23 protein-coding genes and 1 pseudogene are annotated in these 25,786 nt (G+C 55.9%); 14 read left to right on the forward strand and 10 right to left on the reverse strand.

Annotated features, from left to right (window positions below):
* Positions 1 to 821: 821 nt before the first annotated feature.
* Positions 822 to 1,511 (reverse strand): NADH-quinone oxidoreductase subunit B, encoded by a 690-nt coding sequence (locus tag Har1129_RS19230; protein ID WP_151102430.1) that lies wholly within the window; start codon positions 1,509 to 1,511, stop codon positions 822 to 824.
* Positions 1,512 to 1,663: 152 nt separating this feature from the next.
* Here Har1129_RS19230 and Har1129_RS19235 point away from each other — a divergent pair, with 152 nt between their 5' ends.
* The gene (locus Har1129_RS19235; protein ID WP_151102609.1) at positions 1,664 to 2,257 is read left to right on the forward strand and encodes a helix-turn-helix domain-containing protein; all 594 of its coding nucleotides are present in this window, start codon (positions 1,664 to 1,666) and stop codon (positions 2,255 to 2,257) included.
* 470 nt (positions 2,258 to 2,727) lie between these two features.
* Here the strand turns inward: Har1129_RS19235 and Har1129_RS19240 are convergent, their stop codons facing one another.
* Positions 2,728 to 3,087 carry a HalOD1 output domain-containing protein gene (locus tag Har1129_RS19240; RefSeq protein ID WP_151102431.1) on the reverse strand — a complete coding sequence of 120 codons (360 nt, stop codon included), beginning with the start codon at positions 3,085 to 3,087 and terminating at the stop codon, positions 2,728 to 2,730.
* A gap of 117 nt (positions 3,088 to 3,204) precedes the next feature.
* Complete coding sequence (locus tag Har1129_RS19245; RefSeq protein WP_151102432.1) at positions 3,205 to 4,032, reverse strand: IS5 family transposase; 828 nt, start codon at positions 4,030 to 4,032, stop codon at positions 3,205 to 3,207.
* A gap of 217 nt (positions 4,033 to 4,249) precedes the next feature.
* Between Har1129_RS19245 and Har1129_RS19250 the strand changes: the two genes are divergently transcribed.
* A complete protein-coding gene (locus tag Har1129_RS19250; protein WP_151102433.1) occupies positions 4,250 to 4,624 on the forward strand; it encodes a hypothetical protein in 375 nt (124 codons plus the stop codon).
* A gap of 16 nt (positions 4,625 to 4,640) precedes the next feature.
* Here Har1129_RS19250 and Har1129_RS19255 read toward each other — a convergent pair whose 3' ends face one another.
* Positions 4,641 to 5,525: an IS1595 family transposase gene (locus tag Har1129_RS19255; protein WP_151102434.1), complete on the reverse strand. Its 885-nt coding sequence runs from the start codon at positions 5,523 to 5,525 to the stop codon at positions 4,641 to 4,643.
* A 159-nt stretch (positions 5,526 to 5,684) separates the two neighbouring features.
* Here Har1129_RS19255 and Har1129_RS19260 point away from each other — a divergent pair, with 159 nt between their 5' ends.
* The gene (locus tag Har1129_RS19260; RefSeq protein WP_225307874.1) at positions 5,685 to 6,002 is read left to right on the forward strand and encodes a hypothetical protein; all 318 of its coding nucleotides are present in this window, start codon (positions 5,685 to 5,687) and stop codon (positions 6,000 to 6,002) included.
* 28 nt (positions 6,003 to 6,030) lie between these two features.
* On the opposite strand, the gene Har1129_RS19265 is transcribed toward Har1129_RS19260, so the two are convergent.
* Positions 6,031 to 6,630 carry a TetR/AcrR family transcriptional regulator gene (locus tag Har1129_RS19265; RefSeq protein WP_151102436.1) on the reverse strand — a complete coding sequence of 200 codons (600 nt, stop codon included), beginning with the start codon at positions 6,628 to 6,630 and terminating at the stop codon, positions 6,031 to 6,033.
* A 501-nt stretch (positions 6,631 to 7,131) separates the two neighbouring features.
* Between Har1129_RS19265 and Har1129_RS19270 the strand changes: the two genes are divergently transcribed.
* The 3 genes from Har1129_RS19270 to Har1129_RS19280 all read left to right on the forward strand — a co-directional run bounded on the left by Har1129_RS19270 (position 7,132) and on the right by Har1129_RS19280 (position 12,325).
* Positions 7,132 to 9,066 carry a COG1361 S-layer family protein gene (locus Har1129_RS19270; protein WP_151102437.1) on the forward strand — a complete coding sequence of 645 codons (1,935 nt, stop codon included), beginning with the start codon at positions 7,132 to 7,134 and terminating at the stop codon, positions 9,064 to 9,066.
* Between the two features lie 27 nt (positions 9,067 to 9,093).
* The gene (locus Har1129_RS19275; protein ID WP_151102438.1) at positions 9,094 to 11,586 is read left to right on the forward strand and encodes an RND family transporter; all 2,493 of its coding nucleotides are present in this window, start codon (positions 9,094 to 9,096) and stop codon (positions 11,584 to 11,586) included.
* Positions 11,587 to 11,728: 142 nt separating this feature from the next.
* Complete coding sequence (locus tag Har1129_RS19280) at positions 11,729 to 12,325, forward strand: TetR/AcrR family transcriptional regulator (RefSeq protein ID WP_151102439.1); 597 nt, start codon at positions 11,729 to 11,731, stop codon at positions 12,323 to 12,325.
* Positions 12,326 to 12,579: 254 nt separating this feature from the next.
* Here the strand turns inward: Har1129_RS19280 and Har1129_RS19285 are convergent, their stop codons facing one another.
* Positions 12,580 to 13,236 carry a lactate utilization protein gene (locus tag Har1129_RS19285; RefSeq protein WP_151102440.1) on the reverse strand — a complete coding sequence of 219 codons (657 nt, stop codon included), beginning with the start codon at positions 13,234 to 13,236 and terminating at the stop codon, positions 12,580 to 12,582.
* 491 nt (positions 13,237 to 13,727) lie between these two features.
* Between Har1129_RS19285 and Har1129_RS19290 the strand changes: the two genes are divergently transcribed.
* On the forward strand, positions 13,728 to 14,933 hold the full coding sequence (locus Har1129_RS19290) for an ABC transporter substrate-binding protein (RefSeq protein ID WP_151102441.1): 1,206 nt from the start codon (positions 13,728 to 13,730) through the stop codon (positions 14,931 to 14,933).
* 5 nt (positions 14,934 to 14,938) lie between these two features.
* Positions 14,939 to 16,051, forward strand: coding sequence for an iron ABC transporter permease (locus Har1129_RS19295; RefSeq protein ID WP_151102442.1), 1,113 nt, complete (start codon positions 14,939 to 14,941; stop codon positions 16,049 to 16,051).
* Between the two features lie 293 nt (positions 16,052 to 16,344).
* Here the strand turns inward: Har1129_RS19295 and Har1129_RS19300 are convergent, their stop codons facing one another.
* Positions 16,345 to 17,301, reverse strand: a complete 957-nt coding sequence (locus tag Har1129_RS19300) for a bile acid:sodium symporter family protein (RefSeq protein WP_151102610.1) — start codon at positions 17,299 to 17,301, stop codon at positions 16,345 to 16,347.
* A 434-nt stretch (positions 17,302 to 17,735) separates the two neighbouring features.
* Between Har1129_RS19300 and Har1129_RS19305 the strand changes: the two genes are divergently transcribed.
* From Har1129_RS19305 to Har1129_RS19315, 3 genes are all read left to right on the forward strand, one after another.
* On the forward strand, positions 17,736 to 18,677 hold the full coding sequence (locus tag Har1129_RS19305) for a UbiA family prenyltransferase (protein ID WP_151102443.1): 942 nt from the start codon (positions 17,736 to 17,738) through the stop codon (positions 18,675 to 18,677).
* A 161-nt stretch (positions 18,678 to 18,838) separates the two neighbouring features.
* A complete protein-coding gene (locus tag Har1129_RS19310) occupies positions 18,839 to 20,494 on the forward strand; it encodes a histidine kinase N-terminal 7TM domain-containing protein (RefSeq protein ID WP_151102444.1) in 1,656 nt (551 codons plus the stop codon).
* 425 nt (positions 20,495 to 20,919) lie between these two features.
* The gene (locus Har1129_RS19315) at positions 20,920 to 21,357 is read left to right on the forward strand and encodes a hypothetical protein (RefSeq protein ID WP_225307875.1); all 438 of its coding nucleotides are present in this window, start codon (positions 20,920 to 20,922) and stop codon (positions 21,355 to 21,357) included.
* 370 nt (positions 21,358 to 21,727) lie between these two features.
* On the opposite strand, the gene Har1129_RS19320 is transcribed toward Har1129_RS19315, so the two are convergent.
* A complete protein-coding gene (locus tag Har1129_RS19320) occupies positions 21,728 to 22,786 on the reverse strand; it encodes a sulfite exporter TauE/SafE family protein (protein WP_151102445.1) in 1,059 nt (352 codons plus the stop codon).
* A gap of 413 nt (positions 22,787 to 23,199) precedes the next feature.
* Here Har1129_RS19320 and Har1129_RS19325 point away from each other — a divergent pair, with 413 nt between their 5' ends.
* Together Har1129_RS19325 and Har1129_RS21390 are read left to right on the forward strand one after the other, a co-directional pair.
* Positions 23,200 to 24,045: a universal stress protein gene (locus Har1129_RS19325; protein ID WP_151102446.1), complete on the forward strand. Its 846-nt coding sequence runs from the start codon at positions 23,200 to 23,202 to the stop codon at positions 24,043 to 24,045.
* 113 nt (positions 24,046 to 24,158) lie between these two features.
* A complete protein-coding gene (locus Har1129_RS21390) occupies positions 24,159 to 24,323 on the forward strand; it encodes a hypothetical protein (protein ID WP_151102612.1) in 165 nt (54 codons plus the stop codon).
* A 267-nt stretch (positions 24,324 to 24,590) separates the two neighbouring features.
* Here Har1129_RS21390 and Har1129_RS19335 read toward each other — a convergent pair whose 3' ends face one another.
* On the reverse strand, positions 24,591 to 24,815 hold the full coding sequence (locus Har1129_RS19335; RefSeq protein WP_151102447.1) for a DUF2892 domain-containing protein: 225 nt from the start codon (positions 24,813 to 24,815) through the stop codon (positions 24,591 to 24,593).
* A gap of 260 nt (positions 24,816 to 25,075) precedes the next feature.
* Here Har1129_RS19335 and Har1129_RS21395 point away from each other — a divergent pair.
* Positions 25,076 to 25,282, forward strand: a pseudogene (locus Har1129_RS21395) (cytochrome D ubiquinol oxidase subunit II); the annotation flags it as partial.
* Positions 25,283 to 25,441: 159 nt separating this feature from the next.
* On the opposite strand, the gene Har1129_RS21265 reads toward Har1129_RS21395, so the two are convergent.
* Positions 25,442 to 25,564 (reverse strand): hypothetical protein, encoded by a 123-nt coding sequence (locus tag Har1129_RS21265; protein ID WP_255518369.1) that lies wholly within the window; start codon positions 25,562 to 25,564, stop codon positions 25,442 to 25,444.
* Between the last annotated feature and the right edge of the window lie 222 nt (positions 25,565 to 25,786).

Here is a 25,786-nt window from a genome sequence, read left to right on the forward strand (position 1 = left end):
GTACTGGGTATCAGTTAAAAAGCTGTTCCCAAAGGGTGAAACAAGAATACAATAACAGCTGTACATGTGTTATGGGTGTGCCAGCAGTGAACCCGACAGGCCCTCATCGGCCGCTGGTATCGGAAAATTGTGATTGATATAACTACGGACTGATTTGATGCCAAAGACAACAGGTACAAGTTGAATTCGATTGTTCTTTAGTATCTACGGATATCTAGTTCCAATATAGCTCGGTTTGGGGAGATAAATGCTGCCTTTAGCTGTTGATATTATTTCTAGATGAAAGAATAGCACTAGTCCTATTTATTATTCTTATACATCCCTGAATCCATTGTTACTACTTTCATTGTTGTCGTATTTGGTTTATCATGGCTGTACAATAGTGAACTTCCAATCAATAGGTGCAAATACATAGTTTGGGCAGAGAAGTTCCGAGGTATCGTCACAGAGTCCGGTTGGTTGACATCCACTACAATGTGTGATTAGTCACTCGCACTGCAAGCAAGGCATAAACAACCCCAGTGAGGCCGATGTCCTGTCGTGGACGGGCTGACACTGACGGTACGTGCCCTACGTTTGGGAGTTATCTGGGAACGTCTCTGCTCAGCGCGGAGAATACCACCCTCGATGAGAATGAAACGACCTCGTTCGAAGTGACCCACACTGAAGCAGTGTCGTAACATCTGAACCGAGTCTCATGCCGCAGTGGGGTTCTGGCACATCCGGCCAGAGCGACGACTGTATCCGGGCCGAAGCTCCTACTACAGTCACGCGGCTGGTATCGTTCGGTCAAGACCGCGTTCTCACAACTGCACGGCAAATCAAGGTGAGTTTGTCCAGTCGTACCGCATGACGAGGTCCTCCTCGTCGATTTCGCTGGCGAGTTTGTCCACGAGTTCGTCCCGTTCGAGGTCGCCGAACTGCTCCAGTTCGTATGGCTTGACCGTCACCGGTGAGGACTCGCCCTCCGCGATTCGCTCCTGTAGCTTGGCGACACCGTAGATGAGCGCCTCGGGCCGGGGCGGACAGCCCGGCACGTGGATATCGACCGGAATGATTTGCTCCGCACCTTTGATGACGTTGTATCCGTCCTGAAACGGCCCGCCGGAGATGGTACATGACCCCATAGAGACGACGAATTTCGGCTCTGGCATCTGGTCGTACACGCGCTTCATCCGCGGTGCGAACTTCGAAACGATGGTCCCAGGGACGATAATCAGATCTGCCTGTCGCGGTGATGCCCGAGGGACTCCGGCAGCAAAACGGTCGAGATCGTGTTTTGTGGCGAGCGTGCCCATCATCTCAATGGTACAACAGGCGATACCGAACTGCAGCACGAACATCGAGGATCCCCGGACCCAGTTCAGGAACGTGTCGAATTTCGTGAGAATGAATGGTGACGAACCAAGCACCTCACGGAGTGTAGAATTAAATCGGTTGTTCGTGTGTCTGCCACAACATGGACGCTTATCAGCCTGTGCGTCGTCCACATTCCGCCGGTCACTGCTCATGAACAGAGACAGATAGATTGTGGGAGCGAATACGCGAACTGTCGAACACACTAGTGTCTTTATATGGTAGTCACTTCCAGAGACCGCCTATGAGATATCTCCGCTTGGAGATTCAGTATGCACCGGAGCATCAGCGTCCGATGCATCGCTTTATGACCGACAGCGATGCCATCAAGCACGAATGGCTCGTTACGTGGAAAGTCGGCGTCGAAGACGGGATGGCCTATACGCTATTTTACATCGTTGGCGACCGCGAACCCTACGAATCGGCGCTTTCTGCGGTCGATACCGTGGAGAACTACGATATCACACCGGTTCGAGACGAGGCATTCTACGCGTTCGTCCGTGGCCGCGAGACTGAGCAATCACGGCAATTCTACGCGGCGTTCGAACAGCCGACGCTAATGGTGGTTCCACCGGTGGCGTACCGACCACACGGTATCGTACTATTTGATGTCGTCGGCGAACCGGTCGCTCTCGAAGAAGTCCGGGATGCACTTCCCGATGGAATCACCGTAACCATCCGGAAAGTCGGCGAATACGATGCCCAGCCCGGAACCTTCGCCATCGACCTCACTGCACGTCAGCGCGAGGCACTCGCCGTAGGACGGGAAATCGGTTACTACGACGTCCCGCGAAATGGGAGCGTCGAGGACGTTGCTGAGGAACTCGGTTGTGCTCCGAGTACCACATCGAATCATCTCAGAAAGGCGGAGGCACGGCTTGTCGAACGTGTTTTCAGATAATGGCTGTAGTTATGGCTGGCAACCGGTCTACTGCCGACCGGTGTGGAAGTATGACTCAATGGCCGATTTGCGTCCGTTAGAGATCGCGACAGGTGGTCAGGAGCACTCCAGTGACAGGCATGCCCAGTGCGACGCCAGCAGTGAAGCCCAAGCCGAAGCAGGGGCCGTGTTAGAATCTGTATTGTACTTGCGTTTATCTTGTCTCTGAAGTGGTTGTCTCTCTGTTGGTCGTTCCGGGACAGCCCAAGCTAAACTGAGATTACAGACGGTGATACTAGTTTGCCGCGTCAACTGATTGCTTGTTCGAAAGTCAGAGACTCGCTCGTTTATCACTGGGAACATTTGAAGCCTGTCGTGGTCTGGGCCATCCGGTGGGAATAAGTCTGCAATGCAGGTGGTGAACAGTCTGGGCAGCGAAGTACATACACAAAAGACGACCGGCCCAGATGGACAGTCCTGTACCCCCGCGCTTAGTTCGTTCGTGTACTGCTGCCAGCGCCCGACAGCTGGACCACTCCGTCAGCGCGAACAGTCACCAGAATGTTACGGTACCGAAAGGTGATGTTCTGGGTCGCCGGTCCGGTTGACTGGTCTGGCTGTGTACCGAATAGTAGCGTCTCAATCGCATCGACATCAATGTAGTCGTGTAACGGCGACTCATGGTACGTTTCTGTCTCTATTCCCGTCTGATCGGTGATGGCCTCAACGATGACTGCAGTAAGCTCCTGATCACTGGTTGGGTTGTACTGAACTTCAGTTAGGGTGCCGCTCGGCGCCGAAAATAGTCTCTCATCTCCATCAGCCTCATCGCTCTGGCTGTTGTCGGTCATCTATCTAGCAAATAACTGGAACGCACATATAGTATCTGTATGAATATTCGGGCATAACAATTACCCCTCGAATTATCTCTCTAACGGCCGTGGTGAATCAGCAGACGTAGCTTGATTTCACGGTTTCAGAAACTGCTTGATGTTGTGAACGACACACATCAAGACGAGTTCACGAAATTCGCCGTACCAAGTTCGCGCACGCACGGTGTCGCCGAGCGTGCGCTTAATCGTGGAGAAAACGGTCTCACACATCGCTCGTTGGCGGTATTGAGGTCCATCGATCCGCGCGTTATGCGCGTGATCGATGGGCTGGAACTCACGATGTTTGATCAACGGTCTTACGCCCTCTTCGCGGAGTTTTTCGCGTAAATCCATCCAGTCATAGCCTTTGTCCGCAGCGAGGCTGGCGAGGTCGCCCGCGTTGCGTCGGGCGACCTGCCAGCCGAGCTGTGTGTCGTGGCGTTTCTCAGTCGTACAGTGAACGTCTAGAATCGCTTGGCTTTCTGTGTCGACGAGAGCTGTCGCTTTGAGCGTCTGAACCCGGTAATTCGTCCGCCGACAGTAGTGTTTGCTAGCGTTTTCGCGGTCGAAAAACGTCGCATCGATAGCGGCGTGATCGCTTGGCTCGTGCAGCTGCGCCGACAGGCGCAGCAGCACTCGCCAGAGTTCGGTTTTGATTCTGTCAAACCACTTGACTAGCGTGGAGTGATCGGGGAGATCGGCCGCGTCAAGGCCGATCTTCCCAAGTATTTGTGGCATCTCGCTCAGCAAATCAAGTGCTTCTCGGTAGGACTTTCCTAGGTAAACCCGCAGACAGTGCAGCGACACCACCGCATACTCGGCGAAGCCGCCACCCCCTTCGGGGGCGGCGACTTCGCCTCGCTCACCAACAGCATTTTTAGCTAACTGAACGACATTGCTCGTGAAGCGGGAAATTTTCGACATGAACCATCGGCGGTTTCCCGCTTCATTCCACTAGTTCTAACGGTCGAAGTCGACGCTTTCCAGCGATTCACCAGAGCCTCTCTAACTTGATTCGAACAAATCGATATCAAGGTGAGTTATTCGGTATAGCTATACTGGATACTACTACCTAGCCCATACGATGAATCCATTCGTGGTCAGAGTGGGACGTACATGATGATAACGATAATCAAAATACATGACATACTCATCTGTTGAGGGTATCCGCCTCCATGCACAACCATCAAGACGGCAGTTACTCGCTGCCGCGTGTTCGGGATTGGCCGTACTCGCCGGTTGCAGCAGCGACCAAAATAGTGGGTCAGACGGGACAGAGAGTGGCGGCGGAGCCGAACCGACGCCTGAGCCAACTGCCACGGATAAACCGACGGTCAGCGGAAACAATGACGGGTCGACACAGTTCGGACAGGTCGCGCGGTTTCCGGAGTCATATGCGATGACAGCCACGATACAGTCCGAGGGACGGACTATGGAGATGACTGGCCGTTTCTATCAAGGAGATATGTACTGGTCCTTCGACCAGCAGGGACAAAAGATGGACGCTCTTGGGTAAGCGATTGTTGGTGGCGTCATAGCGCAGTTTCGAGGATGGTTTTGAGTGCTTCATCGCCGGGTTTGCGGCGAACGCGCTTCCGAAGTTGTAACGCTCTGAGATACGGTGTGAGTCTGTCTTTGGAGACGCCCCGATGGGGCGAGAGCCACCGTCGTGCCAGCGACGCGTGGCTCTCGCACGTATTGACGTGAACGTCGCCATCAGCGTATTCACCCTCGCCATGGACGACATACTGGCGGTCGAACGTGTCGTCCGAATCTAGTGGCTCGTAGGCTCGAAAGCCGTCGGTGTAGACAGTCAGCGACTCCTGCTGGCGGTTTCCTAGTAGGAGTCGAATCGTCGATTCGTCGGCGGCTTTCGCCGGGTGAACGTACGTTTCTCCAGTGCCACGGTCAGCGAGGAGAAACACCGGCGGCTTGTCCTCATGATACGTTCCACGCCCACGCGTGGACAGGCCACGCGAGCGCGACCGACCGTCGCGCTCGCGGCCTTTCTTCCCGGCTTTCACGTACAGTTCGTCGATTTCCACCGGGCCTTCGAGTTGTGGCCGAGGCGCGTCCAGGGCCCGCAGAAAGCGCTGGACGCGCCGGTAGACCGTCTTGTAGGTGACGGCGAGTTCAGCGTCCAGTTGCCTGATGCTCGTGTTCAGCCGGATGTAGGTGTAGACGGCGAGATACCACTTCCTGAGTGGTATCGACGAGTACTCGAAGACTGTGCCAGTCTTGTCGTTGAACGTGCGGTCGCAATCCTTACACAGATACCGTTGAAACACCCGATAGCTGCCGTACCGAATCGCGGATTCGTCACGGCAGCGCGGGCAATAGATGCCGTTACGCCAGCGAATCTGTGCCAGCAGATTCGCGGCCCGACGCTCCGAGACGAACGTCTTCAATGGGAACATTGTTCGTCGGGTGGCGCGGCCGCGCCACCCTTGCCCGCTGTGACTTCCAGCTACTACTGCAACTCACCAACAATCTTCTACAGAAGAGCGAAGATGGAAATGTACCATCTCGGGAACAACACGTATACTGTAGCTGGAGGGCAGTGCCTCCGGGGAACGATGCAACAGGGAATGGACCGCGACGAGGTTAATCCGGGTCGGTTCTCCGATCAACCGGCGGCAAACCCCGATATCACACCGGTCGGCCGAGATACCATCGATGGTGAGGAAGTGCTAGTGTATGAAATCGCTCAGGACGGCTCCCCGGAGCCGGTGACATACTACATCCTCGCGGATTCCGGATATCCGCGACGTATTGAAGCCGAGTCAATGCGGTGGGACTTCCACTCTTGGGGTTCAGTTGAGCCGATCCAGAAACCCGAAGGAGACTGCCGCTCGATGTCCGGCGGTGGTATGCCAGCTGACGGTGGCAGTTAATCGCTCAGCAGGCCCTGACCTTGACCGGCTACTCGGAGAGTAAACACTTCTCGACATACCGCCGAAATTCGGCTCGCACGTCGTCGATAGTCTCCTTGTCGCTGGTAATCCGTTCAGCCTGAATCCCGACTAAAACGGTGTGGAACAGCGCGGCTGTCTGGGATGGGTCTTCAACATCAAATGCCCCTGCATCAACACCCGCTCGGATGACACGGGCGATCTGTTTTCGAATGAAATCATCACTCCTGCGAAAGAGGCGGTTGTAATCGTCGTCGTGTGCTGCTTGCGCCCGCAATTCAATTACAGCCTGCGAAAACTCGACATCACTGTTACTGCTAGTGCCAAATATTTCGTCGACGATGATCTCGATATACTCTTCGGGAGACTGGTTAGGCAACGGGACCTGATTCTCGACCTGCTCCAACATATAATCCAAGAGATCTACCAACAGCTCGTCTTTGTTATCGTAATGATGATATATGAGGGATTGGCTCTTCCCGAATTCATCACCTATCTTTGAAATAGTAAGATCCGCGTACCCGTGCTGGCGTAATGCATAGAACGTAGCTTCAAGAATCTCCTCGCGGGTTCCCTCTGGATTCTGGAAAAAGGATATCTCGTTAGTCATCGTTACATCGACCGTTTCCTGCTTGTCTGGTACGGTTCAAATGGCTCACGGTTTTACTGTTTCCTCCCTGCAGATGCGAGGCCAATCTGAATTATGTTGTCTATCATTGAACTGAATAGCGGGTACAGGTTGCAGATAACTACACTGTTGACTATACATTCAATGAACTTAAGCGTATTGTCGATCACTATCTCACCGAAGTACACTGGACTGTCCTCTAGTTCTATGTGCTCGGAGACATATTTCCCCTAGTGTTTCACAGTCTCTAAGACCCGTAAATTCCAGCAATAGACGCTTAGAATTGGCTGATTGCGAAACAGACAACCGGGTAGTGTCGCTTTTGATCTGGCGGCTGTCAGCATCTAGCTCTCAAAAGATACGAAAGCACTATATGTGATTGAACGTTTAGTCAATACCACGAAATGACTACTCACAAACGAAGAATGCCGAGGCGGATTATCGCTAACAACGAGATGCGGTTTGAATGGACCCGCAAGTAAGATGGCCGCTACAAGACATAAACTGCTACTTTTGGCTGTAATCGGGATTACCGTGACTAGTGGGACGGCAACTGCTGCAGTCGTTGGAAGCCCCGATATCGCGGCAACGCTTGAAGACGACACCGTTGCCCCGGGCGAACAGAAGACCATAGAAATCTCACTGGTCAACAGCGGGGAACTCGACAGTGGCTCCACTCGAAACCCGGCGTTGAACAGCGAAGTAACAACGGCAAAGGGGCTTACTGTGTCACTCGGGTCAGGCGACGCCCCCATCTCAGTCAAGAACTCGAAACGCAGCCTCGGCACGCTACAGGCCGGGCCGAAAGTAACAGTGCCGTTTGACATCAGCGTGAACGAAGACGCCAGTTCTGGAACGTACGATGCACAACTGCGACTCAACTACAAGCACACAAGCTATATCTCCGAAGGGACAGGGTCACGAGACGAAGACAGGAAAACCAGAACTGTCGACATCGAAATCGACGTCACCGATGACGCCACGTTTAATGTGACCGATATTGACTCGAACGCACGCGTCGACTCTACAGGCTCGGTAGCAGTTCGCGTCGAAAATACTGGGGATAGCTCTGCACGGAACGCTGCGGTAACACTGGAATCACAGAATCAGGATCTCACAGTGAGCGGCGGCGATGCCACGTCACGGTTTGTTGATAAGTGGGAACCGGGAGAAGTCCGAACGTTCAACTACCGTGTGCGCGCTGCCGAAGCCGCGGAACCGGAGCCCTACGGGTTTGAGCTGTCGGTCGCATTTGACAACGAAGACGGCCTCCGAACACAATCCGTCGCACAATCTATCGCGGTCGAACCTGACCCGGAACAGCGGTTCTCGGTCGTCAATTCAAGCAGTTCTGTCGCGGTCAGTAATACGGGAACGTACGAGGTTCAACTCCGAAACACGGGCCCGCTGACTGTTGACGACGCATCTGTCTCGTTTGTTTCACAGAACGCCGATATAACGTTTGGAAAGAGCTCTTCGACGACCGCCTACGTGGGGGCATGGGAACCCGGGGAAGTCCGGACTGTCCGCGTCGACACGACGGCGAGCCCCGATGCCGAGGATCGAAGCTACGCGCTGTCGGCCAGCGTGCAGTATGACGACCCGGAAGGCGATACCAGCACATATGATGATGTGCCGTTAAGCCTCACTCCTGCGCCTGAACAGAACTTCGGCGTGTCCAACATTGACACGTCGCTTCAGGCCGGCGAAGACGGATCACTGAGTGCAACCCTTACAAACACTGGAACACGTGACGTCGAGAACGTCGTCATCGGATGGGAAAGCCAGCAGTCGACACTGTCGCCAAAAGAGTCACAGTATGCTGTTGGAGATCTCGCTGCGGGCGAATCAGCCAACTTCAGCTTCGGTGTTGATGTGTCCAACAGTGCAGAGGCGGGCGCTCGGCAGTTTGACTTCGGCGTGAGCTACCGCGACGACAACGGTGACAGGGTCGGAGCGGACACACTCGAAATCCGCTCAGAAGTGGCTGGTAGTCAGGACGAATTCGACATCGAGATGCAAAATTCGACGCTCGGTGTGGGACAGGCCCGGTCAGTCACGTTTACGATAACCAACACAAAGGACAAGACGCTGACAAGCATCGAGGGGAAAGCGTTCGTCAATGACCCGCTCAGCAGTAGTGACGATGAAACGTTCATCGCGACACTGGAACCCGGAGAGTCGGAAACGGTCTCCGTCCAGCTTTCGGCGGGGAGCGATGCGCTGGATAAGACGTATCCGCTCAATCTGGACTTCCAGTATGAGACGCCTGATGGGGAGAAACGGGTTTCTGACACCTACAGTCTCCCGATAGAAGTCAGTGACCAGTCCGGAAGCGGAGGGACGCCGCTGTGGTTGGTCGGTGGCATTGGACTCCTTGCCGTCGTCGGCGGCGTGGTCTGGTACAGGCGACAGTAACCGTCCGAGGCTAACGTATATGTCACAATGTTAGATTATCAGAAATATATCGACGTACTAGACGATTGGATTGTCAACCGTGACAAGACAGTCGTCGCTGTGTTCATCGTCACAACCCTCATTCTGTCGGCGGGGTTCGGCATGACTGCGACCGACTCAGGGACATCACAGTTCACTGACGGCGTTCCTGCACAGGAAGCGTTCGACGAGGTCAATGACAACTTCGAGCGCGAACCGTTCGGTGAAGGGACCGGCTCTACGACACTTATTCAAAAGGACCAGAACGTCCTGTCGAAGCCGGCCATCCTCAACATGCTGAAAGCGCAGCACCGGCTTACGCAGCGCGAATCACAGGACGTTGTCGGAACGACGAGTGTCGCACAGGCCGTCGCCCAGACACTTGACCCGGACGCGAACACACTGCCCGAACAAATCGACACTGTGGAAGCAGCCTCACAGACGGAGATTAAATCGGCCACCAGAACGACGCTTGAGCGCCAGCCGGCAGTTGCAGGGCTGCTCAGCAACGACCTCAACCGAGAAGCGCCGTCGGCCTCTGCAACGCTGACGACTGTTACACACGAGGTTTCGGGTGTGTCAAGCAGTGCTGGGACAGAGGGGTCATCACCACTGACACCCATTCAACAGGAAGCGGAGTTCATTGTCAGTTCGGTTGACGGTGATATCTCTGTGTTCGGCAGTGGACTCATCTCTGCAGAACTGAGCAGTGTCATCTCCGATTCGCTGGGGCTCGTCGTCCCAGCCGCCGTGGTCCTGATACTGTTCTTCCTTATTATCGCATACCGAGACCCGTTTGATCTGCTGATTGGCCTCGTCTCCCTTGCGATGGCGATTATCTGGACATTCGGGTTCATGGGATGGGCCAGTATCCCCTTCACGCAGATGCTGATCACAGTCCCGCCGTTGCTTCTCGCAATCGGGATTGACTTCGGGATTCACGCTGTAAACCGATACCGCGAAGAGCGGGTCGAAGGGATCGAACCGACGCCTGCAATGCGGACCGCAACCGACCAGTTGCTCCCGGCGTTCTTCATTGTGACAGGAACGACAGTGCTGGGATTCGCCGCAAACGGGACCAGCCAGCTCGGTCCGATCCGCGATCTCGGCTTCGTGGCCAGCGTCGGCATCATATTTACGTTCCTCATCTTCGGTATCTTCCTCCCGTCGTTCAAGCACTTCATGGATCGCCAGCGTGTGCGATACGACCTCCCTGAGTTCAGCATCGCCCCGATTGGCTCTGAGGACTCCGCAGTCGGGAAGTCGCTAACTGTCGGTGTGACAATCGCCCGTCGAGCCCCGTACGTATTCTTTGCCCTCGTACTGGTGTCTACGGCGGCTTTGGGGGCGTATGGAACTGGGATTGATACCCGGTTCACTACGGAGGACTTCCTGCCACCGGAAGAGAACCCCGAATACGTTGAGGTTCTGCCGGAAGCTGTGGCTCCGAGCGAGTACACAGTCACGAAGCAGATAAATTATCTCGAAGACACGTTCGAGAGCGGCGAGAGTGACACAGTAACGATATACGTCGAAGGGTCGTTACAGGACGGAACAGCGCTGGAGGAGATCCATCGGGCGAATCAGGACCCGCCCGACTCCTTTGTTACAGCCGGCGGGAGTGCAGATACGACAAGCATCCTCACCGTTATTAACCGGTACGAGCGTGCGTCGCCGGAGTTCCGGCAACTCGTCGCACAGAACGACCAGAACGGTAACGGCGTCCCTGACCAGAATCTCCCGACAATCTACAACGCGTTGTATGAGTCACCGTACGGCGACCGCGCGGAATCGTACATGACTGACGACTACGCGCGAACGCGCATCGTGTACTCCGTTGAGTCTGATGCGAGCCAACAGGAAGTGACAGATGATACGAGAGCCGTTGCGGATGAGTTCCGGATGGAGGCGACCGCGACTGGTAGCGTTGTAGTCCTGAAAGCGGTCTCTGACGTTATCGCCGAGTCAGCGTACATCAGCTTAGGCCTCGCGATCCTCGCGTCTGCAGTGTTCCTGTTCTTTGCCTACTGGCTACTTGAACGCCGTCCCGGGCTGGGGGCTGCGAATCTCGTGCCGATACTGCTCACTATCGCCGCCTTGGCTGCGACAATGCGGTATCTGGACATCCCGTTCAACGTCCTCACCGGAACGACGCTATCAATCGGCATCGGGCTTGGTATCGATTACTCCGCCCACCTCGTGCATCGGTTCTCCGAGGAGTACCGCGGCGACACCGGCTTGCTTGAAGCACTCGACATTAGTGTCCGCGGAACCGGTGGCGCACTGGCGGGCAGTATGGTCACCACAACATCTGGAACCGGGGTACTCGTCCTCGCGGTTGTCCCGATTCTGGGCCAGTTTGGACTGTTGATCGCCCTTAGCGTCCTCTATTCGTTCATTGCGTCCATACTGGTCCTCCCAGCATCGATTGTCATCTGGGACCACAGCCGTGGAGCGCTTGAGACACTGCTATCCTCACGCACAGCACGGAGCATGAATTAATGCGGCCCGCTCGTTTCGGTTTCCGCCCACCTGTGGCCCGTGATGAGCAAACTGAACGGATTGGTCGGGATTGCTCCGGTGCAGAGTTCGAAGAAGCCCCTGTGCCGTCAGCCCATCCACAATCAGGAGGCCGACTGTCTGTATGACTAGAGACAGTGACGGCCTAAGTGCAACTGAAGAAGAGATTATGCACGCAACCCATCGAGCGCTGGTAAACAGTGGGTACGCTGAGCTTTCGATATCGCTTATCTCTGACGAACTCGACAAGGCGAAATCGACGATCTACCACTATTACGATTCAAAAGACGCCTTACTACTCCGCTTTCTCAGATTCACCGTTGACCGGTTCGAAGCCACAATCAATACGAGCATCGGTGACCACCCGAAAGAAGACCTCAACCACATCATTACGACGCTCCTGCCGTGTGAGTTGACCGAGGAGAAACGTCAGCTTCACAGCGTTTTAGTTACGCTCGCCCCGCAAGCGCTGGATCAGGAGGTGTTTCGCGAGCAGTTCACCGAGATCGATGCTCGACTCTCCACAATCATCGAAAAAACGGTTCGTCGAGGCATAGACGCAAACGTGTTTCGTGCGGTGAATCCGGCACACGTGGCCGAGCACATTCTGGCAACGATTAAAGGAACGATGTATAGCCGCCTCACGACCAATCGTGGGGCCGCAACGGTAGCGGCGAAATCGTCCCTTTCCACATATATCGAGTCACATTTGATTTCGTAGCTCCTGTCGGTATGGCCCTTGGCGAACTCTCCCTATCATACGGTTTGGATCACGCCGGTCGATAGGTGACTTTTGCTGGAATACGGAGGGGAGAAACACACTCAATCGCGGTTTTTCGATAGCGTGGTTATACTGTCGGCTGTACCTATTGTAAGAGGTTTGCCACCCCGGGATGGTATCGTTCTTGACAGACGTACAGCCGACGTAGTAGACCGGAACCGATGACCGCCGTCCAGCCGTTGACTGTAGGCCAGTTAGTAGCCGAGGTGCTCGCGGATGAGGACAACGGTAGTGCGGTTCTCCTCTAGCTCCTGCCGCAGGATGAGTTGTTTGGCAATCGCGGAGTCGACGCCGTAGGCCTCCTTCGCACGCTCGTTTTCGAGGGGGTACGCGACGGTTTCCAGTCGGTCGAGCGCGTCTTCGAGTGTTGGCACGATTTTGTTCACGCCACTGACAATGACGACGTTACTGGCTGCGAACGGATACGCACCGATGCGGCTTCCCGAACGGTCTGCCGCGACGAGTTCGCCGGTCTGGGAAATGCCGTTGATGCCACCAAGGAAGTAGTCGGCCGTTTGCGACTCTCGGCGGGCAGCCTGGCGCTTTGCGTCGTCGTCGATACTCCAGATCTCGTCGGGGAGGCTCTCCCACTCGTGGTCACCGTCACTCAGGTACTCGACGAACCCGATTTCTTCGAGCGTCGTCGAGTGGCCGTTCATCACGGACGCCTCTTCGGGGATGACTGACTGCAGTTCCGCGAGCGCATCGTCAGCCGAGTCAACGACAATGACATCGAACCCGTTTGCCTCCAAGTTCTCGACAGTCTCTTCAATGGTCTCTTCCGAGGCCAGTTCGTCCAGTGATTCATCGATATCCGCGTCGTCTGCGTACTCTGATTTCTGTTGGGACATATTGGTTCGAGGTAGGTATTTCAGCATCAACAAGAAGGTACAGCTAGTGTAAAAGTGCTCGCAGACACCGGTGTCAGGTAGTAACACCAGTGATACTCCACCCACCGGTCGGATGCGATATCAAATACTGAAAACCGGGGGGTAGCATATATTGCCCTCCATTTATCATGTTACGCTATCAATGCAAATGGCTCGTAAGGAAACTACAGACACTATTAGGATGCCCTCAAAAACGGTATTGTTCTGTCCGGACTGTGATTTTGAGAGTGGTATGATCGGGGGAGACTGGGACGTTTCGAGCACCGAATATACCACTATTTATCACTGCCCGCAATGCCAGCACTCGTTCAGCGTCTCCAAGTGTCGGTGACACCTGTACAGACTGCGGACGGCGTATAGCCCATCGAAATTTCACGGGGTGAACATCGTACACACCGTGTTACGTCGTAAGGGAGGAATCACTAAACTGTTTTAGGCACACCTGAAAATTGATGACGTACAGACGCCAAGTACTTGCAGGTAGTGCCGGACTCGTGGCCGCCCTCGCCGGTTGCACCGGTGGGAGTTCGAGCGAAGCCTCGACCGAACAAGATGCAACACCGACGACAGAAGCCGAAGGCACACAGAACCGGGCGACAGAGACCGAACAGGCGACCACTGAGGGTTTGACGCCGTACACGGTCCAGATGGAACCCAACGAGCCCTACACGTTCGAGGAAGTGCCCGAGACGTACGGCGTCGGCACCAGTCCCTTTCTGGATATGGGGATGGCACTCGGGATTCACCCGAGCGCGACCACCGGCCTCGAGCGCGCGCCGCTCAAATTCTACGATGCTCTCGATTTGGAGTTTGACGAGAGCCAGATCACCAAACTCGCAAGCGGTGCCGAGTCGGGCTACGACAAGGAGAACTTCTATGCCGCTAACGCCGACGTCTGGCTCATCTCACAGACAAATATCGGTCGCTATGTCAGCTGGGACGACGCCGACTTTCAGGATGTTGAGTCCCACACCGGCCCCTTCCTCGGCACGACACTTCGCTTTGCCCCCCAGTCCGCCGTCCAGAACGAACCGAACCCGTACACGATGTACGAGGCCTTTGAGAAAGTCGCGAACATCTTCCAGCGTCAGGAACAGTTCGAAGCATGGCAGGCACTGCACAACGACCTCATGAGTTCAATCGAGGACGGCCTGCCTTCGGAGGACGAACGGCCCACCATCGCTGCTATCTGGCGCGGTGTGAACCCGGATTCTGGCCAGTTCCGTATCGCCCCCCTCCACCGACTCGGAAACAACACCAAGTCCTACTACCGCGTCGGTCTGCAGGACGCCTTCGCGGGGCAGTATCCGGACGGTCCTGTCGGCTACGAGGAACTGCTCCGAGCCGACCCCGATTACATCGGTGCCGTCGGCGCGCTCACCTCCTCAACTCACGAGGAATTTGTCACAAACGTCATTGAGCCCTTCGAGAACAACGAGAGCGGCCAGCAGCTCAGCGCCGTCCAGAACGGCAACGTCATCCGTAGCGGCGGCCAGTACATGGGCCCTATCGTCGACATGTTCTCCACGGAAGCCGTCGCGAAGCAGGTCTACCCTGACGAGTTCGGCGAATGGCCGGGGGCTGTCGGTGACGTTCCGGAGAGCCAGCAGCTCTTCGACCGCCAGCGCCTCCTCGACATCGTCCATGGAGACCTGTAGGACTGATGGCGGAACTGTTCGACCGACTCACAGACCGTGGAGCGGCGGCCAGCCGTTGGTACGCTGATTCGACCCTTACAGGCCTTGTACTCGGAAGCATCGCCGTTCTGGTCGGCGCGACGCTGCTACAGGTGAGCTTCGGTGCGTTTCCGCTGACCCTCGGAGACGCATGGGGTGCGGTGTTCGACCCCGAAATCGTGTTCAGCGCGGCGGCGTGGCGGTCGTTTCTGCTCGGCGGCGACAACCCCGAGTGGTTCACCCAGCAACAGCACATCGTCTGGAACATCCGTCTGCCGCGTATCCTCGTCGGCGGGCTCGTCGGCGCGAACCTCGCGGTATCGGGCGCTATCTTCCAGATCATCACGCGGAACGAACTCGCCAGCCCGTACATCCTCGGCGTCAGTGACGGAGCGGGCCTCGTAGTGCTCGTTATTCTGACGGCATTCTCCCAGTTACTCCCGCTCGTGCCCGTGCTCGCGGCACTCGGGGGTGGTGTGGCGTTCCTGCTGGTGTACGTCATCGCTTGGAAGAACGGGACGAGTCCGGTCCGGCTGGTGCTCGCGGGCGTCATCGTCGGGACCATCTTCGGGTCTGTACAGCGTGCGCTCTTTTTCTTCATCGACGACCTCAGTACGGTGATGTCCGCACAAGCGTGGTTGTCTGGGTCGCTGTTGAACACCGACTGGGGCGAGGTCCGCATCGCGCTGCCGTTCACTGTGCTAGCGATCGCGCTCGCGTTCACCGTGACCCGAGAGTTGGATGTGTTGGCGCTTGGTGAGGAAACCGCGAGCTCGCTCGGGATGCCGGTCGAAAAGATGCGGTTCGCAGTCGCCGGCATCGCAGTGCTGTCGACGGCAGCCGCCATCGCGGTCGCGGGTCTCATCGGATTCGTCGGGCTGATCGTCCCGCATATGGTGCGAAGCGTCGTCGGCGGCGACTCGCAGCGACTCCTGTTTGGGTGTCTGTTCGTCGGGCCGGCGCTACTGGTCGGTGCTGATGTCGGCGCACGCCTAGCACTCAACCCGGTCCAGCTCCCGGTCGGCATCATCACCGGACTAGTCGGCGGGCCGTACTTCCTGTACCTGATGCGGAAGAGCGAGAATCTGGGTGAGGTGTGATGCTGGAGAATACCACCGAATACGTGGCGTAAACGAACAGCCTGCCGACGCCGGCCGCAGACGAAACGGGGTCGAAGATGCTCCTCGATGTGGCTGACGTACGATATCGAACAGGCAGTGTCCGACGACACTGTGCTCGTACTCATGGACGGCGCGATGTAGCTCACGGCCCCTGTTCAAGAAGGTACTCTCGATCAGCGTTGGGGGTCGTGAGCTATGGCACTCCTACACAGACAGCCGGTATGAGAGAGAGGGTGAAATAACGACACTGGGGAACCGCGTGAAACCGAGTCTCAGTCGTCGTTCGGCACAGCTGCAGCCGATTTTTGCCCGTCGTCCTGCCAGCTAAAGAGGCTTGCCAGCGCCGGCCCCGTGATGTTGTGCCAGACGCTGAACAGCGCGGGGATGAGTGCAGCCGCGGGCTCAAACAGCGTCGTCGCCAGCGCGACGGCTAGACCACTGTTTTGGAGACCCACTTCGAACGCACAGGTCCGAACGCGGTCTTTCGACATCCCCGTTGCGCGACCGACGCCGTATCCCGAGCCGAGCCCGATAGCGTTGTGCGCAACGACCGCCACGACCACAAGCAGACCAGCCGTGAGAATGTTGTCCACGTTCGCGCCAACGACACCAGCGACAATCGCAACGATGGCGGCGACACTGATAACCGGGAACACGTCAGTTCCGATTTCGGCGGCTTTGGGTGAATACCGGTCCAAGGAATACCGGATCGTAAACCCGAGCAACACCGGAACGATGACGATCTGAATGATGCTCTGGAACATCTCGGCAAAGGTGACGTTGATCTGCTCGCCGAGAGTAAACACCACCCAAGCCGGCATCACGAGCGGTGCTGCAAGGGTCGTAAGCGTCGTGATTGCGACGGAGAGGGCCACGTCGCCCCGACCGAGATACGTCATCACGTTCGATGCGGTTCCACCGGGGGCGGCACCAACCAGAATGAGACCGATACCGACAGCGTCTGGCAGATCAAGCAGGACATACAGTCCGTACGCAGCGGCAGGCATCACCAGCCACTGCGTGACAGCGCCGATACCGATATCCACCGGTTCCTCGACAAGCCGGCGAAAGTCCGCTGGCTGGAGAGTCAGGCCCATCCCAAGCATGATTAGCCCGAGCAGCGGGGACACATAGTTCAACACTGGGACGAACGGCTCTGGCCTGAGGAGAGCAAGCCCCGCCAGCACGATAACCCAGACAACGAAGTATTTGCTCGCAGCCCGACTCACCGTCCGAAGCGTCGATATCGAAGTCACGTATCTGGGTGAGACACAATGTAAAAAAAGCTTACTTTTGATCCTGTAACGTCGGAATACGAATACACAATACGGGACGGCTGCTGATCCTTTGAGCTAGCTAATTGTTGGGGTCGAGATTGATGTGGACGCTCTATTGATCTGTCCGAAAGCAAACAGGTCATACCGTCGCCGAACTGCTCGTGAAGTCTGGTGCTCACCTGTCGTAGTATCGTCCAGTCGCCTATGCTCACTCTATCCCGCGGTCGCTTGCTCAGACAGCGCTCGCCAACAGAGACGAAGGTATTCAGCACAGTTGACTATGCGCTCATCCACGACGAAGTCAAACCGATATTACTTCGACGTTCAAAGCTATTTAATATAGAATAGGATTTTACTGTATAGTTCGCGGATATTCTACTGCAGCTATGCCGACCGATGCACAAAATTCAGGCAAACAGCCTGACATAGAATCCGTGAGGAACCGCTCTCTGATTACAAGACTATCTACACTGACGAGACCAGTCAGGAATCTATTTCTCTACAGTTCCGTATATCTCGCAGTTATTGCGATGGCAGAAGTAGTCCTTGTGAGTAAGCTACTGGCACTCCCGCTAACACCCGCTCCGGTCGTGGCAGGACTGCTCACGTTCGCGGTGTATGGCAACGACCGATTGACAGATCTCGAAACTGATGCGAAAACGGCCCCCGCACGGACTGCCTTCGTGCGACGATATCAGGATGGGTTCTACGTTCTGGCGGCTATCGCATACGGCCTCGCGGTAGCCCTGTCTGTCTTAGGTGGCCCCATCAGCTTTGGTCTATCGCTGTTACCGGGTGTGTTCTGGATTCTCTACGCCTGCGACTGGATCCCTAGCCTTCCGAGCGGTACCCAGCGATTGAAGGAGGTCTTCCTTCTCAATTCAACTCTCGTCGCTGTAGCTTGGGCGCTCATAATTGTGTGCTTGCCGCTAACGTACGCAGGTGCCGCCGCTTCTCCAGCGGTCGGTGTCGTGTTCCTGTTCTTTGTATTGGCGACGTTCGTCAATACAGAGATCCCGAATGTGCGCGACAAGGAGGGTGACAGCGAAATCGGTGTCCGGACGCTCCCGGTTGTGGTCGGTGTTCGCTGGACTAAGTATATTCTCTACGGAATCACGACTCTGACAGCGGTCCTGCTCGGTGTTGCGTTTGTCGCAAATATCATCAATTTCAGCGAAGCAGTCGTCCTTTTAGTTAGTTTGCTCTTCCTGAATGGCGTCATCTTCTGTCTTAACCGAACCGAAAACGACAGTGCACTTGCGGTCGCAGCGGAGTGTACTCGCTTACCAGCGTTCGTTATTGTGGTCCTTCCGCTGCTCAGTCAGTAGCACTATCATATAAATTACCATTATTTGTAAAGCATCCCGCTCCCACCAGTATTCGGCCCTCTAATGCCCATTCTGTCAATTTTGTATACTTTCGAAGGCAAATAGGTTATAACGATGGCGCGCAATTAATCTTCAACACAGTTGTGTTCTCACTGACGCTGATGAAGCTGGTGCTGGTCGCCACGATTGGGGTCGGCGTTACGGGTGGCCTCCTCGCCTGGAGAGAGCGCCCCGAACCCGGCGCCGACCCACTTATTCTGCTACTGGCAGGCCAGTGCTGGTGGTCTGCGACGTTGATATTTCGGATTGAGGCAGCGACCCTGAGTTCGAAAGTTTTCTGGGTTGACGTCTCGTGGATCGGTGTTGCAATCATCCCGATCGCGTGGCTACTTTTTTCGCTCGAATACGCCGGCTATACCGAGTATACGGCCCGTAAGCACATCCTGCTCTATTCAATCGTCCCCGCTATTACCGTCTTCCTAGGGCTCACGAGCCACTCCCACCAGTTGCTGTACACCAATTCTGTCATCATGCAGGAAAACGGGATTGCGACGTTGAACAGGACGCCGGGTATCTGGTTTTGGATTATCGCTGGCTATACGTACCTTCTGGGCCTTCTCGGGGCTCTTCCGCTGTTGAAACTCGTCACGAGTCAGGTGGATCCGTTCCGCGGCCAGAGCTTAGCCCTCCTTATTGGCCTCCTTGCGCCCTGCGTGACGAACGTCCTCTTTTTGATGGGGTCACTCCCATCTGCCGGTGTCGATCCGACACCGATTGCCTTTGCTGTGTCAGGTCTCGCGTATTTAGGCGCACTCACCAAGTTCCAACTCTTCGGTGCAAATCCGACACCGATCCGCCATGCTCGAAGTTCGCTGTTTCAGCAGATGCAGCAAGGGGCTCTCGTGTTGGATACGCACAATCATATCGTCGACATGAATGAGAGGGCGACTACTGCCCTGCAAACAACACCGAGTGAAGCCCTTGGCCGACCACTTGAGCAAATCAGTCCGGATCTATCAGCGCTCGGTAGCGCAACACAGGCCGGGCAAACGATTTATCGTCCCCAGGGATCGACCCAGTCGTACGATGTTTCTGAAAGCCCTGTTACAGACATTCATGATCGGACTATCGGCCGCGTCGTTACGCTCCATGATGTGAGTTCCCTTCTGCGCGACCAGCAACGACTGGAGGTTCTCCACCGGGCCTTCCGGCACAACATCCGAACAAACGTGCAGGTCATCCTCGGCAATGCTGCGTATCTAGCCACGCACAACAGTGAGTCGAAAGCCGCAACCTTACAAGAACACGCCGTCGAGATAAATGACCTCGGCGAGAAAGTCCGGTCAGTTATTAATATCTTTGAACAGAGTCGGAAGGAGCGAGAGACTCTCAGCCTGAACTCTATCCTTGACGAATGTGTCGATTCGGCCAGCGAATCGTATCCCGAGGTCACGTTCGAGTATGCTTCCGGACAGGCCGATTGCGCGGTGGATTGTCTGTTTGACGTCGTCTGTCTGAATATCATTCAAAACGCCGCTCAACACAACACCTCCTCCGATCCTGTGGTAGCAGTCAAAGTTGAACAGGACGGCGAATACGTTCAAGTCACTGTTCAGGACAACGGCCCCGGTATTGACTCCAACGAACTCGCTCTCGTAGAACATGGCTCGGAAACACCGCTAAAACACGGGAGCGGATTCGGGCTTGCGCTGGTTTTGTGGGGAACCGATATCGCAGGTGGGACAGTCGATATCGAGTCAAGTGACTCGACCGGAACGACTGTCACTCTACGGATTCCAGTTCTCTCATCAGAGTAAGTCATCAAGGCACCGAAAAGCAACAGGCTAGTCGATTTTTCCACCCGCCGATAAGTCGGTGCCTCTTCATAGAAGCCGATAATTCAGATGATATTACGCAACAATATCGTTCGTAAAAACGCAAATTTTTCGGAGAGGGTCGACTAGAGCCGTCATACCCCGAAATACCAAGGAAAGTATGGTTCACTGATAGGAACAACCTATTACATTACGTGCTAGACTGAAATAATCGGACCGCTCGTTTCGGTTCTACACCAGCGTTGATATACTATTGGGGATTCGCCGCTATCTATGCGTTACTAACTGGAAACTACGATTAGTAGCACATACCAATCAGACTGGGGCATGATGACTCAACCATTGGTACTGCTGCACCGGGAGAGGCAGCAGTACAGTACTCTGGCTACAACAGAGGTGGATCACCGGTGACCACGCTTGCACGCAATATCAGTTCTTGGCTAATCATCGCCACTGTGGTGGCCACCAGCGGGACGGTCGGGACAACAGTTGCATTTCAGGATTCTGCACAGGACATACAGACAGAGAACGAAGCCCTCCGCGCTGAAAACGAGGAATTGCGTGCACAGCTGAACGAGAGTCGGGAAGACCGACAGGCGGCAAAAGCCCGCGCTAAAGAGCTCAACAGACAGTTAGAAACGCGCAACGAGGACGTAAACACACTTGTTTCGGAGCTAGAAACGAAAGAAAAAATGCTAAATGCCAGTCAAGCCCGGCTCGCGGAGTCACGGGAAAGTCAAGCTGGGATGTCACGATCAGAAATGGAAAAACGGCTCGATTATCTCTGTGCACAGCCGGAAAACAGGGAGAGATTCGGCTGTCAAGAGTTCGGTCCCAATGGGTGACAACGAGAGATTGGCTCCCGAGTAAAGCCACACTACAATTGGCAAGATTCGTTTGCGATCCGTCGACGGGTTATCACCTCATGCACCGCCAACTCAACAGCTGAGATATCAATTCCAGCTGAAGCCTTATTAGCTGATTGGCCTTCCGCTGTGGAAGTCTGCGTGGCTTCAGTGAACATCCTGTTTGGGATGCAGATTCCACAGCGTTTCCGCCGATGACACTCCCATCAGTAGCTACGTCAGGACGACCCTCATAGTCTGTTTCTCTCGGAGGAGATGGTGAATTATGTCTGTGTGCTGGATACGGGCGTCTGTCGAAAGTAGCGGTCAACGATTTACATGTGATCCTGTAAGTTCGGCGTGAAACCGACTAATCCGCAGCCGAAGTCTGCTGGCGATGCGTCACACGGAGTGAAGATATCGCCGTATAGAGGATCGCGAGAGCGACGACGACTGCCGCACCGATGACGAGCACCAGTCCGATCAGTTCGAGGGTCGGGCTGCCGATGTAGGAGCCGACTTCCCCGACACCCACCGCGATGGCACCGACCAGTAACATCCCGCCGAAATATATCTTGATGCCGTCGGCGTCGACAACAGCGGTCGCTGCAGAGCCGATACGGGCACCGAGTGCGCTCCCGAACAGGAGCGGAACGACGATACCGAGGTCGACGCCGCCGCCCTGTCCATAGAGGTAACTCCCGAGGCCGCCGGAGAAGACGATCTCGAAGAGGTCCGTCCCAACAGCCACCGGCACAGGGACGCCGATCGCGTAGATCATTGCGGGCATCCGAATGAAGCCACCACCGACGCCCAGAAAGCCCGACAAGAGGCCGGTCGCGAAGGCGACAGCCGTAATGACCCACGCGGAAACGCGGACATCACCGCGAAGCGTCACCATCGGTGGGATCCGAACCGTCTGCTGGATGGTCCTCGCGATTTCGGGAATCTCGTACTCGCTGAGTTCCTGGTCAGTCGCCTCGTGGTCAAGGCCACTGTCAGCGTCACCTTTCAGGGCGTCACGGGTAACCATGGCACCGACGCCGCCGAGGAGGACGACGTATGCGACACTGATGATACCACCGGCAAGTCCCAGCGATTCGAGGTAGTAAACGCTGGCGCGTCCGACCTCAATGCCGATGGTCGTCCCAGTAATCATAATCACGCCGAGCTTGTAGTCGACTTGGCCGAGATCGTGGTGCTTCAGGGTCGCGATGACAGCCGTCCCAAAGACGAACGCCATCCCGCTACCGACCGCAACGGGTGCCGGGTAATCTAGCATCAGCAGGGCGGGGGTAACGAGGAACGACCCACCCATACCGAAGAAGCCGAACAGAACTCCGACAACGAGCCCGAAACCGACGAACAACGCCAGCATCTCGGGACTCGTCCCCAGGATTCCGAGTCCGTCGGGGAGGCTATCGAGCATCCGTTTCACCCCCGATCAGGAGCTTCATTAAATAGGGTCCGAAGAGCCGCTCCATACCTCCATACCCCACGTACAGTACGATTGCCTCCAGTAGAATCGTTCCGATGAGCAAGGCTGTCTCTGGGTCCCAAGTGGGTACTTCTAGTCCAGCCATCGATTCATCCTCCGACTGTCAGGCTCGGTAGTTCGTTGTTGCCACATTTCTATTCAATACCTTCTATCCGGTTCACGGGTATAACGGTTTTGGGAATGTCGCACAATACTATATTCGAGTAACCTCGACTGGAGTACCGGTAAGTTATAGATAACGTAACGGTGCATGTAGTTTCAAAACCAGTCGGTTTCCGACCGAGTGTGCGCGCAGGCGCAAACCGAACCGAACTATGTTGTCGGTCCCCGGCGAAGTGGCCGATATGAGGGCCCTGTGTGCGACCGACCTATCGGCCGCCAGTGAGGCTGCAATAGAGAACGAAACCTGTCTCGAATGTCTGGGACGTATCGGAATCGATACGATTCATCTCGTGACAGTTGTTCCGGCAAACGTCCATTCCGGGATGCCCGGCGTGGACTTCGACGGGCGCCGTCAGCGGGGGTTAGATCGGTATCGAACCGTGATAGAAGGGGCGGGATTCGACGTCGAGACCCACGTTGTCCGTGGAACGCCGTATCGCCGTATCAACGGTATCGCCGAGACCGTTCAGGCCGACATGTCAGTCGTCGGGTCACGGGGCCAGAGCCCGCTAGAGAACCGTATCATCGGCTCGACCGCACGCAACCTCGCACGGACCACTGTCGTTCCACTGCTGGTCAACCGCATCGAACGGGCGACCGACGACCCCGACGTCCTCCGCGAACACCTCTTTCAGCGAATCCTCTTCGCGACAGATTTTTCCGAGCACGCTGACCGAGCGTTCGACGCCTTCTCATACCTCCGCCACGCAACCGAGGAGGCAACGCTCGTTCACGTCCAGTCGCCGAAAGACGAGGGAGCTGACGCCGGTATCGACCCGCGTGAGCGGCTAGCCGAGCACGCGAGCACGCTCGAAAACTGGGATATCGAGACGCGAACCGAGGTCCGGCAAGGCGACCCCGCTGACGAAATCCTCGCCGTCGAAGCGGAGGGAACGCCGTCGACAGTCCTCGTCGGAGCAAAGGGGCGAAGCCGCATCCGGCGACTCCTGCTGGGCAGCGTCTCGGAGGAGATTGTCGCACGGGCAGCGGGGAACGTTTTCCTCGTCCCGCCGCCCCGGGCAGTGTGAGTCCGGGTGAACGGTAGCATGGTCGGCACACTGTAGCCGGACGCTGGCGGCCAAGCCACAGTCACTGTCTCGAGGCGGTCAAACGCGGCTTCCGTGAGAGTACGGCCGAGGTTATCGTCACGTTCGACGCGGACGGTGAGCACTGCCTGACCGACATCAACCGTCTCGCTGAGCCGATACTCGCGGACGAACTCGACTTGGTGTTGGGGCTCGGTCGACGGTTCCAAGGCTATCAGAACGGTTCCTCAATCGTCTCCCACAGCGTCAAGTCGATATGACCGACTCAGGGACCAGACGGCAGTGGCTCTCCCGGGATCTCGTCGCACAGTTAGAACTCGACACTGCATGTACCTGCGGGATGTTCGTGCTGGAAGCAGCAAACAGGGGTGTGCGTATCGGCGAGAGACGCGTCACTACGAGGGAAGTTCAGGAGCAACTGGGTATCGCGAAGATTCGTGCCAACAGCTGTTTCACGTTCTCAGATGTTTGTTTTGGAGTAGCTAAAGCCGCTCGTTGTCTACAATTTCGGGATTACTGATAAATCCTCACCGGGTGTCGGCTGGACATGTGTCCATACCGAGTAGCGAGTACAGGCCACAGAACCCCGTCAGACCGGTCACGAGCAGTATCACTGCACCGAGTCCCAGAACAGGAGCTACCAGTAACGGGAGCGAGAGTACGCCCGCCAGTATCGCAATCGAGACGAGCCCGGCGATGGCACCCAATCCGATTCTGACGCGCTTGTCCGTAGCACCGACATTTCTGTCCATACCTGTACTTAGTGCCGTGTGCGTAATATTCTTTCTATTGTGCAATACAGACAAGACATCCGCACTCATTTACAGTCGCCAACAAGCGGCCGATGCTGGGATTCTTGCGGCAAGCTCTACGTGCGGCCACGTTGCTGCCATTCACCGTGGTAGCAGTCCGACGGTAGAGCGGACACAGTATCACCTTGAAAGTCACTCGCCAAGTAAACCGTATCCTTGTCGCTCGACAAAATGGGAGCTAAGCTTCTCTCGGAGCGGCGGTCATGACCTACAACCTCGTCGCCGTCATCGCGATACTCATGGACCCCGCCGTCGACCCAGCAACGGGCACCACCGTTCAGGACGCCATTGTCTCGAGGCTGCCGCTGAACCTGATGACTATCGGCGCGTCGCTATTGTTGCCGCTGGTCGCGGCGTACTTCATCACGCTGTACTCGGCTTTCAGCGGCCCTAACGTCCCAGAGGACCGTACGACCGTGGCCAAAGACAGCACGCTGCAACCGCTGCTGCTGTCGCGTACCGTCGTCACCCGGGTCGAGGTCTTGTGTGCTACCCTTGGCGACGGACAACTATACACAGAAACCAGCAGCCATTGACGCAGTGTTGGGCTGGGTACTGCCTACTGGTTACCAAGCTTCGGCAAACGCTAGCAGGTCAATACCGATAATAAAGAGGAGTACCAACAGCGTAATCGCGATAACAACTTTGACGAACCACGGAAGAGAGTCATCAGTTGTAGTGTCTCTCATGTGGCTGTATTCTTGCCGTGGGGGCCTGTAGTTTGCCTTGTCTTACGACAACTACGGGAGGCGACGGCTACGGTGTCAGCATATACGCGAACTCCATGGACCTTGGGAGCGAACAACGGGAACCGAAATTGGCTGTCCGATCTACACTCAAAATGGTCTAGGTGCGGGAGTTTGTGTTCGAGATCCGGTACGAGGATGGTGTCGACGAGCTAATCGATCTGT

The sequence above is a fragment of the Haloarcula sp. CBA1129 genome, assembly GCF_008729015.1.
GTDB lineage: Archaea > Halobacteriota > Halobacteria > Halobacteriales > Haloarculaceae > Haloarcula.